Origin of the sequence: Azospira sp. I09, assembly GCF_009177135.1 — a bacterium.
Taxonomy (GTDB): domain Bacteria; phylum Pseudomonadota; class Gammaproteobacteria; order Burkholderiales; family Rhodocyclaceae; genus Azospira; species Azospira oryzae.
In genome coordinates this window covers 1,730,932-1,745,591 of record NZ_AP021844.1, presented here as the reverse complement: position 1 = coordinate 1,745,591, position 14,660 = coordinate 1,730,932, and the positions used below count along the sequence as shown (strand labels likewise).

The 14,660-nt window shown below is 65.5% G+C and carries 20 protein-coding genes; 12 read left to right on the top strand and 8 right to left on the bottom strand.

From position 1 onward, the window contains the following. Positions 1–9 precede the first annotated feature (9 nt). The 3 genes from AZSP09_RS08060 to AZSP09_RS19940 form a co-directional block, all read right to left on the bottom strand. Positions 10–324, bottom strand: a complete 315-nt coding sequence (locus tag AZSP09_RS08060; RefSeq protein ID WP_152089710.1) for a hypothetical protein — start codon at positions 322–324, stop codon at positions 10–12. Positions 325–503: 179 nt separating this feature from the next. After that, positions 504–701: a hypothetical protein gene (locus tag AZSP09_RS08055; protein ID WP_152089709.1), complete on the bottom strand. Its 198-nt coding sequence runs from the start codon at positions 699–701 to the stop codon at positions 504–506. Continuing rightward, positions 701–877: a hypothetical protein gene (locus AZSP09_RS19940; protein WP_172974721.1), complete on the bottom strand. Its 177-nt coding sequence runs from the start codon at positions 875–877 to the stop codon at positions 701–703. Before AZSP09_RS19940 ends, AZSP09_RS08055 begins: the two co-directional genes overlap by 1 nt. 201 nt (positions 878–1,078) lie before the next feature. On the opposite strand from AZSP09_RS19940, the gene AZSP09_RS08050 reads away from it, so the two are divergent. Genes AZSP09_RS08050 through rplS form a run of 5 tightly spaced genes read left to right on the top strand, consistent with a single transcriptional unit; the run spans position 1,079 to position 3,437 of the window. Further along, positions 1,079–1,360 (top strand): hypothetical protein, encoded by a 282-nt coding sequence (locus AZSP09_RS08050; RefSeq protein ID WP_152089708.1) that lies wholly within the window; start codon positions 1,079–1,081, stop codon positions 1,358–1,360. 35 nt (positions 1,361–1,395) lie between these two features. After that, the gene (gene rpsP / locus AZSP09_RS08045; protein ID WP_014238523.1) at positions 1,396–1,647 is read left to right on the top strand and encodes a 30S ribosomal protein S16; all 252 of its coding nucleotides are present in this window, start codon (positions 1,396–1,398) and stop codon (positions 1,645–1,647) included. A gap of 6 nt (positions 1,648–1,653) precedes the next feature. After that, positions 1,654–2,202 carry a ribosome maturation factor RimM gene (gene rimM, locus AZSP09_RS08040; RefSeq protein ID WP_152089707.1) on the top strand — a complete coding sequence of 183 codons (549 nt, stop codon included), beginning with the start codon at positions 1,654–1,656 and terminating at the stop codon, positions 2,200–2,202. 37 nt (positions 2,203–2,239) lie between these two features. Further along, positions 2,240–3,049, top strand: a complete 810-nt coding sequence (gene trmD, locus AZSP09_RS08035; RefSeq protein ID WP_152089706.1) for a tRNA (guanosine(37)-N1)-methyltransferase TrmD — start codon at positions 2,240–2,242, stop codon at positions 3,047–3,049. Between the two features lie 16 nt (positions 3,050–3,065). Then, complete coding sequence (gene rplS / locus AZSP09_RS08030) at positions 3,066–3,437, top strand: 50S ribosomal protein L19 (RefSeq protein ID WP_014238520.1); 372 nt, start codon at positions 3,066–3,068, stop codon at positions 3,435–3,437. Between the two features lie 215 nt (positions 3,438–3,652). Here rplS and folE2 read toward each other — a convergent pair whose 3' ends face one another. From folE2 to AZSP09_RS08010, 4 genes are all read right to left on the bottom strand, one after another. Then, positions 3,653–4,450, bottom strand: a complete 798-nt coding sequence (gene folE2 / locus AZSP09_RS08025; RefSeq protein ID WP_152089705.1) for a GTP cyclohydrolase FolE2 — start codon at positions 4,448–4,450, stop codon at positions 3,653–3,655. A 93-nt stretch (positions 4,451–4,543) separates the two neighbouring features. Continuing rightward, a complete protein-coding gene (dxs, locus tag AZSP09_RS08020) occupies positions 4,544–6,397 on the bottom strand; it encodes a 1-deoxy-D-xylulose-5-phosphate synthase (RefSeq protein WP_152090861.1) in 1,854 nt (617 codons plus the stop codon). 43 nt (positions 6,398–6,440) lie between these two features. Next, positions 6,441–7,349, bottom strand: coding sequence for a polyprenyl synthetase family protein (locus AZSP09_RS08015; RefSeq protein WP_197739070.1), 909 nt, complete (start codon positions 7,347–7,349; stop codon positions 6,441–6,443). Between the two features lie 47 nt (positions 7,350–7,396). Continuing rightward, positions 7,397–7,663: an exodeoxyribonuclease VII small subunit gene (locus tag AZSP09_RS08010; RefSeq protein WP_152089704.1), complete on the bottom strand. Its 267-nt coding sequence runs from the start codon at positions 7,661–7,663 to the stop codon at positions 7,397–7,399. A 146-nt stretch (positions 7,664–7,809) separates the two neighbouring features. Here AZSP09_RS08010 and AZSP09_RS08005 point away from each other — a divergent pair, with 146 nt between their 5' ends. The 5 genes from AZSP09_RS08005 to AZSP09_RS07985 all read left to right on the top strand — a co-directional run bounded on the left by AZSP09_RS08005 (position 7,810) and on the right by AZSP09_RS07985 (position 11,623). Further along, positions 7,810–8,919, top strand: coding sequence for an aromatic ring-hydroxylating oxygenase subunit alpha (locus AZSP09_RS08005; RefSeq protein ID WP_014238515.1), 1,110 nt, complete (start codon positions 7,810–7,812; stop codon positions 8,917–8,919). Positions 8,920–9,029: 110 nt separating this feature from the next. After that, the gene (locus AZSP09_RS08000; protein ID WP_130459055.1) at positions 9,030–9,887 is read left to right on the top strand and encodes a DMT family transporter; all 858 of its coding nucleotides are present in this window, start codon (positions 9,030–9,032) and stop codon (positions 9,885–9,887) included. A gap of 93 nt (positions 9,888–9,980) precedes the next feature. Further along, positions 9,981–10,337, top strand: a complete 357-nt coding sequence (locus tag AZSP09_RS07995; RefSeq protein ID WP_014238513.1) for an STAS/SEC14 domain-containing protein — start codon at positions 9,981–9,983, stop codon at positions 10,335–10,337. Continuing rightward, a complete protein-coding gene (locus tag AZSP09_RS07990) occupies positions 10,337–11,185 on the top strand; it encodes a sulfurtransferase (RefSeq protein ID WP_152089703.1) in 849 nt (282 codons plus the stop codon). The genes AZSP09_RS07995 and AZSP09_RS07990 overlap by 1 nt, the downstream gene beginning before the upstream one ends. A 12-nt stretch (positions 11,186–11,197) precedes the next feature. Further along, positions 11,198–11,623 (top strand): J-domain-containing protein, encoded by a 426-nt coding sequence (locus AZSP09_RS07985; RefSeq protein WP_152089702.1) that lies wholly within the window; start codon positions 11,198–11,200, stop codon positions 11,621–11,623. A gap of 7 nt (positions 11,624–11,630) precedes the next feature. Here the strand turns inward: AZSP09_RS07985 and queG are convergent, their stop codons facing one another. After that, positions 11,631–12,767, bottom strand: a complete 1,137-nt coding sequence (gene queG, locus AZSP09_RS07980; protein WP_232058869.1) for a tRNA epoxyqueuosine(34) reductase QueG — start codon at positions 12,765–12,767, stop codon at positions 11,631–11,633. Here queG and tsaE point away from each other — a divergent pair, their 5' ends adjacent. After that, positions 12,768–13,295: a tRNA (adenosine(37)-N6)-threonylcarbamoyltransferase complex ATPase subunit type 1 TsaE gene (tsaE, locus tag AZSP09_RS07975; RefSeq protein ID WP_152090858.1), complete on the top strand. Its 528-nt coding sequence runs from the start codon at positions 12,768–12,770 to the stop codon at positions 13,293–13,295. Further along, the gene (locus tag AZSP09_RS07970; protein WP_152089701.1) at positions 13,244–14,611 is read left to right on the top strand and encodes an N-acetylmuramoyl-L-alanine amidase; all 1,368 of its coding nucleotides are present in this window, start codon (positions 13,244–13,246) and stop codon (positions 14,609–14,611) included. Before tsaE ends, AZSP09_RS07970 begins: the two co-directional genes overlap by 52 nt. Positions 14,612–14,660 lie beyond the last annotated feature (49 nt).

Here is a 14,660-nt window from a genome sequence, read left to right as displayed (position 1 = left end):
GGAAAGGACTTAGGCGGCGGCCTTGGCCGGGGTGGAGGGAGCAGCGCCCTTGACGGGCTGGAGAGCGACGATCTTGGCGCCGGCCTTGCCTTTGGAAGCACGGCCAAACTGGAGGTCACAATTGAACTCCATGGGGAAGCCATAGCCGCGCAGGGACTCGAACAGGCCGAAGTCAGCGGAGAACTCGACGACCTCAATACCGATGACGTTCAAGTTGGTAGGGTCGGAATCCTTCTGGGCAAACACTTTGACGCCCTGGATACCGTCAAAGTCAAAGCGGGAGGCGCCCAGGATGTTGAGCTTGGCAGTTGCGCGCATTTCCATGGTGAATCCTTTCAAAAGCACCCCGCTAAAGTCCGCCTATCCGGGTGGGGTGTTGGCCCGGGAGCGGTTTAATCTGAGCTGGCGTTTAGGGAGGTGTGCCGGACCTTTGGCAACGCCTAAGGGCGGTAAGGCGGGACTTTTGGGCGACCCCGGCACACCTGCCTAAACACCAGCTCGTGTTAGTTGTCTTTGGCCTCCAGGCAAGTGCGGGTCAGCACCGCGAGATTTACAAAACGGTGCTTGCCTATCTTGAGGACGGGAAGGTGGCCCTTGTCGCAGAGGCCGCGCACTACGTCTTCATCCAGGCCCACGGAGCGGGCGAAGGCTTGCCAGTGCATGAGGGGCACGGCGGGGAGTTGATGGACGACGGGGGTCATTAGTTGATCCGCACGGTATCCAGGACTTCGACGCGGACCAGCTCAATGAGACCGACCCAGAGACGGCCCCGGCCATCGGAGAAGTACCCAAAATTGATGCGACGGACACGGGATTTGCCGGAGCCTTTGTGGGCGGCATGACGGAGGCTACAAACGGGTACGGCGGCGAGGATCATTTTTTTTCGCTCCCTATTTGTCCTGGCTGCCGCACTTCTGGTCCTATGTGGATAAGCGGCAAACCAAAAATCGCATGGTAATTGCCATGTACGTCTATGGCTTCATACGTCATAGGCGAATGGTGTATGAAGCTCTATACGTTGTCAAGACAAATATACGTATGTAGCATTCAACAGGTCACAAACAACTGGGGAAAAACCATGAGCGCAGTAGACCGACTGCTAGACCGCGCTAGAGAAGTTGCACGTATTCCTAGCGACTACGCCCTTGCGAAAACCATTGAAGTAGAACGCGCCACAATCAGCGGTTATCGGCACGGACGAAGCAAGCCCGACACATACGCAATCTACCGATTAGCGGAACTGGCCAAAATAGACAGGGACGCTGCAATCGCCCAAATTGAAGCCGAACGAGCCAGGACGGAAGCGCAAAAAACCTACTGGCAAAGCCTTGTTTCACAAACAAAAGATTTATTGTTATAATCTTGCCCTTTTTCTGATTTCGGAAGAGAACAACGATGGTTGTCATTCGCCTTGCCCGTGGCGGCGCCAAGAAGCGCCCCTTCTACAACATGGTGGTTACCGATTCCCGTAACCGTCGCGACGGCCGTTTCGTCGAGCGTGTGGGTTTCTACAACCCCGTGGCCTCCGGTAATGCCGAAGGCCTGGTGATCAAGATGGATCGCCTGACCTACTGGACCGACAACGGCGCCCAGCTGTCCCCGACCGTGGCCCGCCTGGTCAAGCAGTTCGCTGCCAAGGCTGCCTGATAAAGCGTGACGGCAACTGATACCAACCCGGTCATCGTCCTGGGGAAGATCACCGTCCCCTACGGTATCCAGGGCTGGGTCAGAATCCACCCCTTCGCCGACGATCCCCTCGCCTGGGCCAAAATGCCCGAGTGGTGGGTGGCAACGGAGAAGGGGGACGGGGCGGCCGAAGTGCCTTTGGCACAATGGCGCTCCTGCAAGTTGAAGCAATGCCGCTGGCACGGAGACGGGCTGGTTGCAAGGCTTGAAGGCGTTGACGACCGGAATGCCGCCGAGGCCCTGCAAGGGTTTCTGGTGGGCGCTCCCCGGGAAGCGATGCCGGCTACGTCGGAAAACGAGTTTTACTGGACCGATCTGATCGGTCTGGACGTGGTCAATACCCGCGACGAGAAGCTGGGCCAGGTGGTCGGGCTGATCGAAACCGGGGCCAACGACGTGTTGCGCGTCGCCGCCGAAGACGGGGAGGAGCGTCTGCTGCCCTTCGTTGCCGCGGTGGTGCTGGCGGTGGAGCAGTCTGACCACCGCATTCGCGTCGAGTGGGAAAAGGATTGGTGAAAGTCCGCCCGGCTTCGCCTCCGAGGATCGGTTGAGCGTGCGTTTCGACGTCGTTACCCTCTTTCCGGAGATGTTCGCCGCCCTGGCCAACTTCGGCATCAGCCGTCGGGCCCTGGAGGACGGGCGCTGGGTGTTGAACACCTGGAACCCGCGGGATTTCACCGACAACAATTACCGGACCGTGGACGATCGCCCCTATGGCGGCGGCCCGGGCATGGTGATGCTGCCTGAGCCTCTGGAAAAAGCCATTGCGGCGGCCAAGGAGTCCCAGCGGCAGAATGGGGTGGCCCAGCCCCGGGTGATCTATCTGTCACCCCAGGGGCGCCCCCTGACTCACGCCAGCGTCATGCGGCTGAAGGAAGAAGCGGGTCTGATCCTGCTTTGCGGCCGCTACGAGGGAGTGGACGAGCGTCTGATCGAACGCTGCGTTGACGAGGAAGTGTCGATCGGGGATTTCGTCCTCTCGGGCGGCGAGATTCCGGCCATGGCCCTGATGGATGCCGTGGTGCGGCAATTGCCGGGGGTGCTCAATGATGCCACCTCGGCCGAGCAGGACTCCTTCGTGGACGGACTGCTGGATTGCCCCCATTACACCCGCCCCGAGGTGTATGCAGAAATGCCGGTGCCGCCGGTGCTGTTGTCCGGCCACCACAAGGACATTCGCCGCTGGCGACTGAAACAGTCGCTGGCGCGGACCCGGGAGCGTCGCCCGGAGCTGTACGCCAAATGGCTGACGCAACAGACCGAGGGAGGCAAAAAGCTTTCCAAGGAAATTACGCAACTCCTCGGCAAACTCGAAAGAGAAGCGCAAGCGGAGCAATGCGGTGAGATGAAAAGCAGTTCTTAACTTAGGAAGTACTCACATGAACCTGATTGCACAACTGGAACAAGAAGAAATCGCCCGCCTGACCGCCGGCAAGACCATCCCCGAATTCGCCCCCGGCGACACCGTGGTGGTTGGCGTGAACGTGGTGGAAGGTACCCGCAAGCGGGTCCAGGCCTACGAAGGCGTGGTCATCGCCAAGCGCAACCGCGGCCTCAACTCCGCTTTCACCGTGCGCAAGATTTCCTCCGGCGAAGGCGTGGAACGGACTTTCCAGACCTACTCCCCCCTGATCGCTTCCATCGAAGTGAAGCGTCGCGGCGACGTGCGTCGTGCCAAGCTGTACTACCTGCGCGACCGTTCCGGCAAGTCCGCCCGCATCAAGGAAAAGCTGGTCCTCAAGCGCGGCTAAGCTGTTTGGCCGTTGCTATGAAAAGGGCGCCGCAAGGCGCCCTTTTTTTATGCCTGAATTCCTCCGGCGCTACTTCTTCTTGCGCCAGGGACATTTCTTGCAACCCTTCTTGCAGCACTTGCCTGACATTGCGGCTCCTCGGCTTGGTGTCCCGCCCCGGGGACTCGCCGGGTTAGTTAGGTGTTATCAAGAATGGTTCGCAATGTTTTGCGCTATCAGGCGCGCTTGTCCTTCTCGATCAGGGCGTAGGCGGAGTGGTTGTGGATGGACTCGAAGTTTTCCGATTCCACCACGTAGTGGTCGATGCGGGGATCTTCGTTGAGGCGGGCGGCCACGTCCCGCACCATGTCCTCGACGAACTTGGGATTGTCGTAGGCCCGCTCGGTGACCCACTTCTCGTCCGGCCGCTTGAGCAGGCCGAACAGTTCGCAGGAGGCCTGGGCTTCCACCATCTGCACCAGGTCCTCGATCCAGAGGAAGGTGTTGAGGCGGGCGGTGACGGTGACGTGGGAGCGCTGGTTGTGGGCGCCGTAGTTGGAGATTTCCTTGGAGCAGGGGCACAGGCTGGTCACCGGCACCACCACCCGCACCGTGGAGGTGATGCGACCGTCGGCGATTTCGCCGATCAGGGTGACGTCGTAGTCGAGCAGGCTCGGCACGCCGGAGACCGGGGCGGTCTTGGCGATGAAGTAGGGGAAGCTCATCTCGATGTGGCCGCTGCGGGCCTCCAGGCGGGCGGCCATGGCCTGCAGCATGGTGGGGAAGGATTCCACCGAGATTTCCCGTTCGTGGCTGTTGAGAATCTCCACGAAGCGGGACATGTGGGTGCCCTTGAAGTTGTGCGGCAGGCCCACGTACATGTTGAAGCTGGCCACCGTGTGGCGCACGTCGCCGCCCTTGTCGCGGATTTTCACCGGATGGCGGATGGCCCGGATGCCCACCTTGTTGATGGCGATGCGGCGGGTGTCTTCGCTGTTCTGGACGTCGGGAATGGGAGTCTGGGAAGTAGTCATGGCGGGCTTATCTGCAGTGGGCCGGGCGGAGAGGCAATCGGGATGCGCCTTCCAGCCGGGCGGTGAGCCAATGGGGGCGCGCGTTCCCGGCCTTCAGGCGGCGAGCCGTTGCCGTACCTGGCGGACGATGCCGTCCACGTCCAGGCCTAGCTCGGCCAGCAGCAGGTTCTGGTCGCCGTGGTCGATGAAATGGTCGGGCAGGCCCAGGCGCAGCAGGGGCACGGTCAGGCCCATCTCTTCCAGGGCCCGGGCCACTTCGCTGCCGGCGCCGCCGATCAGGGCATTCTCTTCGACGCTGACCAGCAGCTCGTGGTTCCGCGCCAGCTCGGCCAGCAGCTCCCGGTCCAGGGGTTTGACGAAGCGCATGTTGGCGACGCTGGCATCCAGGACGTCGCCGGCCCCCAGGGCCGCCTGCACCATGCTGCCGAAGGCCAGCAGGGCCACGCCCTTGCCCTGGCGCCGGATCTCGCCCTTGCCCACGGGCAGGGCGGTGAGGGCCGTTTCCGGCGTCACGCCGCTGCCGCCGCCGCGGGGATAGCGCACGGCGCTGGGGCCGTCGATGCCCATGGCGGTGGTCAGCATCTTGCGGCATTCGTCCTCGTCCGCCGGGGCCATGATCACCAGGTTGGGGATACAGGTCATGAAGGAAAGGTCGAAGGCGCCGTGGTGGGTGGCACCGTCGGCGCCCACCAGGCCGCCCCGGTCGATGGCGAAGACCACCGGCAGATTCTGCAGGGCCACGTCGTGCACCAGCTGGTCGTAGCCCCGCTGCAGGAAGGTGGAGTAGATCGCCACCACCGGCTTCAGGCCCTCGCAGGCCAGGCCGGCGGCGAAGGTGACGGCATGCTGTTCGGCGATGCCGACGTCGAAATAGCGTTCCGGGTACAGCTCGGCAAAGCGCACCAGACCGGAGCCTTCGCCCATGGCCGGGGTGATGCCCACCAGGCGCGGCTCGGCCGCCGCCATGTCGCACAGCCAGTCGGAGAAGACCTGGGTGTAGGTCAGCTTGCCGCCGCCCTTGCCGCTCTGGATGCCCACTTCCGGCTGGAACTTGGAAACCCCGTGGTAGAGCACCGGGTTGGCCTCGGCCAGCTTGTAGCCCTGGCCTTTCTTGGTGATGACGTGGAGGAACTGGGGTCCCTTGAGACCCTTCAGATTCTGCAGGGTGGGCACCAGTGCATCCAGGTCGTGGCCGTCGATGGGGCCGATGTAGTTGAAGCCCAGCTCCTCGAACAGGGTGCCCGGGGTGAGCATGCCCTTGACGTGCTCCTCGGCCCGTTTCGCCAGTTCCAGCAGGGGCGGGGCCACGCCCAGCACCTTTTCGCCGGCGCGGCGGGCGGCGGAGTAGAGGCCGCCGGAGAGCAGCCGGGCCAGGTACTTGTTCAGCGCTCCCACCGGGGGCGAGATGGACATGTCGTTGTCGTTGAGGATGACGAGCATGTTGGCGTCGGCGACACCGGCGTTGTTGAGGGCCTCGAAGGCCATGCCGGCGGACATGGCGCCGTCGCCGATGATGGCCACCGCCTTGCGGTTTTCCCCCTTCTGCTTGGCCGCCAGGGCCATGCCCAGTGCGGCGGAGATGGAGGTGGAGGAGTGGCCGACGCCGAAGGTGTCGTAGGCCGATTCGCAGCGCTTGGGAAAGCCGGAGAGGCCGCCGTGCATGCGCAGCTTGGCCATGCCGGCGCGGCGGCCGGTGAGGATCTTGTGGGGGTAGGTCTGATGGCCCACGTCCCACACCAGCCGGTCTTCCGGGGTGTCGAAGACGTAGTGCAGGGCGATGGTCAGTTCCACCGTGCCCAGGTTGGAGGAGAGATGGCCGCCGGTGCGGGACACCGACTCGACGATGAAGGTGCGCAGTTCTTCTGCCAGCTGGGGCAGCTGGCGCTTGTCCAGGCGGCGCAACTGGGCCGGGCTGTCGATGGTGTCTAGCAGGGGTGTGGCGGTCATCATGGTGCGGCGCTCGAATTCGGTGGATGCGCGAAGGCCCGCTCTAGAACTTGCGGGTCGTGATGTAGTGGGCCAGTTCGATCAGGCGCCGGGCCCGGGGGCCGAAGCCCTCCAGGGCGCCGAGGGCGTCGCGGCGCAGGTCGTCGGCCAGCTGGCGGGCCGTTTCCAGGCCCAGCAGGCGGACGTAGGTGGGCTTGTCGGCGGCCTCGTCCTTGCCGGCGGTCTTGCCCAGGGTGGCGGTGCTGGCGGTGCAGTCCAGAATGTCGTCCACCACCTGGAAGAGCAGGCCGGCGCGCTTGGCGAAGGCGTCCAGGCGCTCCAGTTCGGCAGCGGCCAGGGGCGTGCCGCAGTGGGCGCCCATGAGCACGGCGGCCCGGATCAGGGCCCCGGTCTTCAGGGCGTGCATCAGTTCCAGCTGGGGCTGGTCGAGGCTCTTGCCGACGGAGGCCAGGTCGATGGCCTGGCCCCCGGCCATGCCGCAGGAGCCGCTGCCGTGGGCCAGCAGGCGCACCAGTTCCAGGCCCTGGGCCGGGCTCGGCCAGGGCTGGGTGGCCAGGATCTCGAAGGCCCGGGACTGCAGCGCGTCCCCCACCAGCAGGGCGGTGGGCTCGTCGTACTGCACGTGGCAGGTGGGGCGGCCCCGGCGCAGCACGTCGTCGTCCATGCAGGGCAGGTCATCGTGCACCAGGGAGTAGACGTGGATCATCTCCACCGCACAGGCGACGCAGTCCAGGGCTTCCGCCGTGGCACCGCACAGTTCGCCGGCGGCGAAGGCCAGCAGGGGGCGGACCCGCTTGCCGCCACCCAGGGCGCTGTAGCGCATGGCGTCGTGCAGGCCTTGGGGGATGGTCTCGGCGGCGGGCAGGAAGCGGCCCAGGGCGGCCTCGGTGCGGGCCTGGGTCTGGGCCATCCAGTCAGGGAAGGGCAGGGCGGAAGCGTCGGAAGATGCCATGGGAAAACCTGGAGAAGAGGTGCGAAGGCGCAGGTGGGGCCGTGCCTTCAGGCCTCGGGGCTGTTCAAGTCCTTCAGTGTACCGCTTTCCAGGACCTGCACCCGCTGTTCCGCATCGGCCAGCTGGCCCTGGCACAGTTTCAGCAGTTCGACGCCGCGCTTGTAGGCGGACAGGGATTCTTCCAGGGACAGGTTGCCGCTTTCCATGGCCTGGGCGATGCGCTCCAGGTCGGCGAGGGCTTCTTCGAAGGAGGGGGAGGAGGGAGAGCCGGGAGGGGTTCCGGTCTGGCCGCCGGCGCTGGTGGAAGCGGGCATGGGCGATTGATCCATATCAATAACCGGTGGAAATGCAAAAAATACCGTATCACGGGGCTTTTGGTCAAATTTGCGCCGGGGTAGAATCCCGCCTTCGTTGATTTTGCTTCATTTTTCACCCATTGCCTTTTTCCGGAGGTGTGGACATGTCCGACATCGCATCCAGCACCAAACTGGCTCCTGCCGTTAGCCAATTCCCCGTCGAATGGTATTTCGACGAAAAAATGTTCGAATTGGAGATGAAACTCTTCTTCGAGCAGGGCCCGGGGTACGTCGGCCACGAGCTGATGGTGCCCAATGTGCACGACTACCGCACCATGGAGTGGCGCGACCACGGCCGCATGCTGGTGCGCCAGCCGGACGGGGTTTATGACATGTCCAACATCTGCCGCCACCGCCAGGCCATCATGCTGCAGGGCAGCGGCAATGCGGAGCACATCGTCTGCCCGATCCACCGCTGGACCTACGACAGCGAAGGCAGCCTCAAGGGCGCGCCCCACTTCCCTGCCAATCCCTGCCTCAACCTCAACAAGCGCAAGCTGGATTCCTGGAACGGCCTGCTCTTCAAGGGGCCGCGCAACGCCCAGGCCGACCTGGCTGGCATGAACGTGGCGGGCGAATTCGACTTCACCGGCTACAAGCTGGACCGGGTCGAGATGCACGAGTGCAACTACAACTGGAAGACCTTCATCGAGGTGTACCTGGAGGACTACCACGTGGTGCCCTTCCACCCCGGTCTGGGCAACTTCGTCACTTGTGACGACCTGACCTGGCAGTTCGGCGAGTGGTATTCCGTGCAGAAGGTGGGCATCACCAACCTGGACAAGGTCGGCTCCGCCCCCTATGGCCGCTGGCAGAAGGCGGTCAAGGACTTCTATGGCGCCCGGGGCGAGCAGCCCAAGCAGGGCGCCGTGTGGCTGACCTACTACCCGAATGTGATGGTGGAGTGGTATCCCCACGTGCTGGTGGTGTCCACCCTCATCCCCCAGTCGGTGAACAAGACCATGAACGTGGTGGAGTTCTACTACCCCGAGGAAATCGTCGAGTTCGAGCGGGAATTCATCGAGGCCGAGCAGGCTGCCTACATGGAAACCGCCATCGAGGACGACGACATCGGCGAGCGCATGGACCGGGGCCGCTGGCAGCTGCTCAAGGAAGGTCGTAACGAAGTGGGTCCCTACCAGTCTCCCACCGAGGACGGCATGCAGCACTTCCATGAGTTCTACCGCCGCATCGTCGAGCCCCACCTGAAGTAGAATTCTCCCAGCCCAAGCATCGGGGCGCCTGCGGGCGCCCCTTTTGTTTCCCCCGCGCCGTTTTCTGCGGCGTTGTTTTTCCGGCTTCATCGCCGAAGGATCTCCTGCCCATGCAATCCCTGTGGATGGTCGCCGCCGCATTCCTGTTCGCCTGCATGGGCGTGTGCGTCAAGCTGGCGGCCGAGGCGGGCTATTCCCCGGCGGAAATCGTCTTCTACCGCAACGCCATCGCCCTGGCCCTGATGAGCGCCTCCATGCTCTGGGGACGCCTCGATCCGCGCACTCCCCACTGGAAATTCCAGATCTACCGGGGCGTCTCCGGCTTCATCTCCCTCATGCTGTACTTCTACGCCATCGCCTGGCTGCCCCTGGCGACGGCGGTGACCCTCAACTACACCTCGCCCCTGTTCCTGGCCCTGTTCCTCGCCGGCCTCTCCGGTGCCCGCCTGCCAGCCAGCCTGGTGGGTGCCCTGGTGGCCGGCTTTGCCGGGGTGGTGTTGCTGCTGCAGCCCACCTTCCATGCGGACCAGCTGGCCGGCGGCCTGATGGGCCTGGCTTCCGGCGTCCTCGCCGGTCTGGCCTATTACAACGTGCGCGAACTGGGGCAGAAGGGGGAGCCGGAGTGGCGCACGGTGTTCTACTTCTCCCTGCTGTCCACCCTCGGCGCCGGCTTGTGGATGCTCTTCTTCCGCTTTCATCCCCTGACCCTGCGCGGCGCCGGCCTGCTGCTGGGGGTAGGCATCTTCGCCACCCTGGCCCAGCTGGCCATGACCCGGGCCTACAGCCGGGGCCGCACCCTGGTGGCGGCCAGCCTGGCCTACACGGCGGTGGTCTTCGCCAGCCTGTTCGGCATGCTCTTCTGGGGCGAGGTGCTTTCCCTCGCCGCCTGGCTGGCCATCGCCATCATCGTCCTCTCCGGCATGGCCGCCACCCGCTTCTCCCGGGCCAATCCGGCGGAGCAGGACTAGGCCGGCACCCGGCGCCGCCGGGCCCGCCCATGGCTGCGCCGGCCGCCCCATTCCAAGTTAAACTCATATCCACATAACAACACGGAGCAAGCCATGATCGTTACCGACCACCAGGACAACCTGGTTTCCGTCGCCGTTTTCGGTGAATTCACCCTGGCCGATTACAAGGAGTTCGAGGAACTGGTGAATTTCAAGGTGAAGTTCGAGGGCCCGGTGAATCTCTTTTTCGATCTGCGCCAGATGGCCGACGTGACCCTGGACACGGCCCTGGAGGAAATCCGCTTCTCCAAGGCCCACGCCAACGATTTCGAGCGCATCGCCGTCATCACCGAGAGCCAGTGGGTGACCTGGAGCGCCTGGCTCTCCCGCGCCTTCGTCGATGCCAGCATCCGCGTCTTCTCTGACGAAGCCGAAGCCAAGGCCTGGCTGGCCGAACAGGACGTCATCTGATGCCTGCGGCCGTCCACACCACCCTGGTGGATGGGGCCACCCTGGCCGCCCGCCTGGGCGATCCGGCCTGGGTGGTGGTGGATTGCCGCCATGATCTGGCCGACCCGGCCGCCGGGGAGGCTGCCTACGCCCGGGGGCACATTCCCGGAGCCGTCTTCCTGCATCTGGACCGGGACCTTTCCTCTGCGAAAAACGGCCGCAACGGCCGCCATCCCCTGCCTGATATCGCCACCCTGGCCGCCGCCCTGGGCCGGGCCGGCATCGGCCCCGGGGTCCAGGTGGTGGCCTACGACGACTGCGGCGGCATGATGGCCGGGCGCCTGTGGTGGCTGCTGCGCTGGCTCGGCCACGAGGCCGTGGCCCTGCTGGACGGCGGCCTGTCCGCGTGGACTGCCGCCGGCGGCGCCCTGAGCGCCGAGATGCCCGAGCCTGCCGCCCGCACCTTCACGCCCGCGCCCCGGGACTGGGTGCTGGACGCCGACCAGGTGCTGGCCGGCCTGGGCCGGCCGGACCGGGTCATCGTCGATGCCCGGGCGCCGGACCGTTTCCGCGGCGAAAACGAAAGCATCGACCCGGTGGGCGGCCATATCCCCGGCGCCCGCAACCGCTTCTTCCGCGACAACCTGGGGCCCGACGGCCGCTTCAAGCCGGCCGACCAGCTGCGCCAGGAGTGGACAGAGGCCCTGGCCGCCTTCGCTCCTGAACAGGTGGTGCACCAGTGCGGCTCCGGCGTTTCCGCCTGCCACAACCTGCTGGCCATGGAAATCGCCGGCCTGCCCGGTGCCCGGCTCTACGCCGGCTCCTGGAGCGAGTGGTGCGCCGATCCGGCACGGCCGGTGGAGCGCTGAAAGGGCAGGGCGGTGCTGGCCTTCGAACTGCTGGCGGAACAGCGCATCAACGAGGCCCTGGCCAAGGGCGAGCTGTCGGACCTGCCCGGCAGCGGCCAGCCCCTGGAACTGGGCGACGACCTGCTGGTGCCGGAAGACCAGCGCCTGGCCCAGCGCATCCTCAAGAATGCCGGCTACGCCCCGCCGGAAGTGGGGCTGCGGCGGGAGATCGCCCAACTGCGTGCCGAACTGGAACTGCTCGACGAGGTGGAGCGCGGTCCCGCCTGGCAGCGCCTCTGCCTGCTGATGAGCCAGCTGAGCCTGGCCCGTGGCGCCGCCGTCAATCTGTCCCTGGAAGACCGTTACTGGGAGCGCCTCAAGGCGCGCTTCGCCGGAAGCGTGGGGGATGGGGAGAAGAGGGGCGAAGGGGACGGCGGAGGCCGCGGGCCCGCCGCCTGAAGAGGCTTCAGACGCCGCCCGTGGGCGGCGTTTTCTTTTCCAGCTGTCGCTCGGCCCAGGCCACGTGCTCCCGCACCACGGCGGAGTCGTCCTCCCGGCGGGCGGCCAGGGCCGTCCTGGCTTCCTCCGTCGCCGGGCCGTTGCCCAGGGCCACGGCGATGTTGCGCCGCCAGCGTTCAATGCCGATGCGGCGGATGGGGCTGCCGGCCATGCGTTCGAGGAAATCCGCCTCGCTCCAGGCCATCAGGGCCGAGAGCCGCGCCGAATCGAGGCCCTGGCGGGGGGTGAATTCCACATCGCCCAGCTGGCCGAAGCGGTTCCAGGGGCAAAACAGCTGGCAGTCGTCGCAACCGTAGATGCGGTTGCCCAGCAGGGGCCGCAGTTCCTCCGGCATGGCGCCGTCCAGCTCGATGGTCAGGTAGGAGATGCAGCGGCGGGCATCCACCTGGTACGGAGCGATGATGGCCCGGGTCGGGCAGACGTCGATGCAGCGGGTACAGGCGCCGCAGTGATCGCTCACCTCGGCATCCGCCGGCAGGGGCAGGTCGGTGTAGATTTCGCCGAGGAAATGCCAGGAGCCCTCCCGGGTCAGCAGCAGGGTGTGCTTGCCGCGCCAGCCCAGGCCGGACTTACGCGCAAATTCCACCTCCATTACCGGGGCCGAGTCGGAAAAGACCCGGTAGCCGAAGTCGCCGATCTCGGCCTGCAGCCGGTCCGCCAGCTTCTGCAGGCGGTTGCGGATGACCTTGTGGTAGTCCCGCCCCAGGGCGTAGCGGGACACATAGCCCAGGGCCGGATCGGCCAGCACCTGCTCGGGCTCGGCGCCCCGGGGCAGGTAGGGCAGGCGCACCGAAATGACGGTCTGCACGCCGGGCACCAGCTGGCCCGGATCGAGCCGCAGGGGGGCGTGTTTGGCCATATAATCCATGCTCCCGTGGCGCCCCTGCTCGAGCCAGGCCAGCAGCCGCTGCCCGGCCTCGCCGATCTCGGCCCGACCGATGGCCACTTCGGCAAAGCCCAGTTCCCGGCCCCAGGCCTTGAGGCGGGCGGCCAGTCCGGGCCAGTCCGGGGTCGCTTCTCCTGCCGCCGCCGGGCGGGCGGGGGTGCCGGCTCCCGTTTGCTGCATTTCTTCCGTTGGTTCCATATGCCCGATCATAGCGAATCTGCTGCCCAATCCCTTAATCCAGGCCAAAGTCTGCTGCTGGCGAACGAAGCGGCGACCCAGGCTCTGGGGGCCGCCCTGGCCCAGGCCGCCGGGCCGGGCCTGGTGATCTACCTGGAAGGGGACCTGGGGGCGGGCAAGACCACCCTGGTGCGGGCCCTGCTGCGGGCCCTGGGCCACACCGGTCCGGTGAAGAGCCCGACCTACGCCTTGGTTGAAGTTTACAAACTTTCGAGCTTATACTTGTATCACTTTGATTTTTATCGTTTCGAGTCGCCGGAAGAGTTTGTCGATGCTGGGTTGGATGATTATTTCCGCCAAGGGGCCCTGTGCCTTGTGGAATGGCCGGACAAAGCCGCGGGCTTTGTGCCGCCGCCCGATCTCGTCCTGGCTTTCCGCTTCCGCGACGATGACGGCCGTGATCTCCTGCTGCAACCCCATTCTCCGGGAGGTGAGCAATGCGTAAACGCTCTCATGTCCCGCCTGTCGAGCGACGCCGGGCCCTGCTGAAGGCCGGCGGGGCCGCCCTGGTCCTGCTCGTCACGCCCCTGGCCCGAGCCGCCGCCGGCAAGTCGCCCTCCATTCTCTCGGTGCGGGTGTGGCCCGCCGCCGATTACACCCGGGTCACCCTGGAGCATGACGCCCCGGGTGGCGCTCCCCTGAAGTTCACCCAGTTCTCGGTGAAGAATCCCGAGCGTCTGGTGGTGGATATCGAGGGCATCGAATTCAACAGCGTCCTCGACGGCCTCTCCAACAAGGTGGCGCCGGACGATCCCTACATCAAGCTGCTGCGGGCCGGCCGCTTCAAGCCCGGCGTGGTGCGCCTGGTCATGGAGCTGAAGACCGAGGTGCAGCCCCAGGTCTTTTCCCTGAAGCCGGTGGGCGAGTACGGCAGCCGGCTGGTGCTGGACGTCTATCCGGCCAATCCGCCCGATCCCCTGCTGTCCCTGCTGGACAAGAAGGACGGCGACGGGCTGGATGCCATCGCCGAGGCCGGCCGGCGCGAACCGGTGGCCGAGGCGCCGTCCCAGACCCAGCAGGCCCCGGGCCGCGCCCAGGAAGCCCGGCCGGCGGAACCGGCCAAGCGCAACACCAAGCCGGTGGTGGATCGTCTCGTCACCATCACCCTGGACCCGGGCCACGGCGGCGAAGACCCGGGGGCCGTGGGCAAGGGCGGCAGCCACGAGAAGGACGTGGTGCTGTCCATCGCCAAGCGCCTGAAGGCCAAGATCGACGCCGAGCCCAATATGCGGGCGGTGCTGACCCGGGATTCGGATTTCTTCGTGCCCCTGCACATGCGGGTGCAGAAGGCCCGACGGGTCCAGGCCGACCTCTTCGTTTCCATCCATGCCGACGCCTGGATCAAGCCCGATGCCCGGGGTTCCTCCGTGTTCGTGCTGTCCGAGCGGGGCGCCTCCAGTTCCCAGGCCCGCTGGCTGGCCCAGAAGGAAAACGAGGCCGACCTCATCGGCGGCGTGAACATCGGCGTCAAGGACCCCTTCCTCGCCCGCACCCTGCTGGACCTTTCCCAGACCGCCACCATCAACGACAGCCTCAAGCTGGGCAAGGCCGTGCTGGGGGAGCTCGGTGGCATCAACGCCCTGCACAAGGCCAGCGTGGAGCAGGCCGGCTTTGCCGTGCTGAAGGCGCCGGACATTCCCTCGATCCTGGTGGAGACGGCCTTCATCAGCAATCCGGAAGAGGAAAAGCGCCTCAACGACGACGCCTACCAGGACCGCATGGCCGAGGCCATGCTCAAGGGCATCCGCCAGTACTTCGCCAAGAATCCGCCCCTGGCCAAATCCAGGCTGGCCCGGCTCGACTGAGCCCAAGTCCCCACCGTCTCTGATGCCTGCCCGGAGAGGCAGGCGGGAC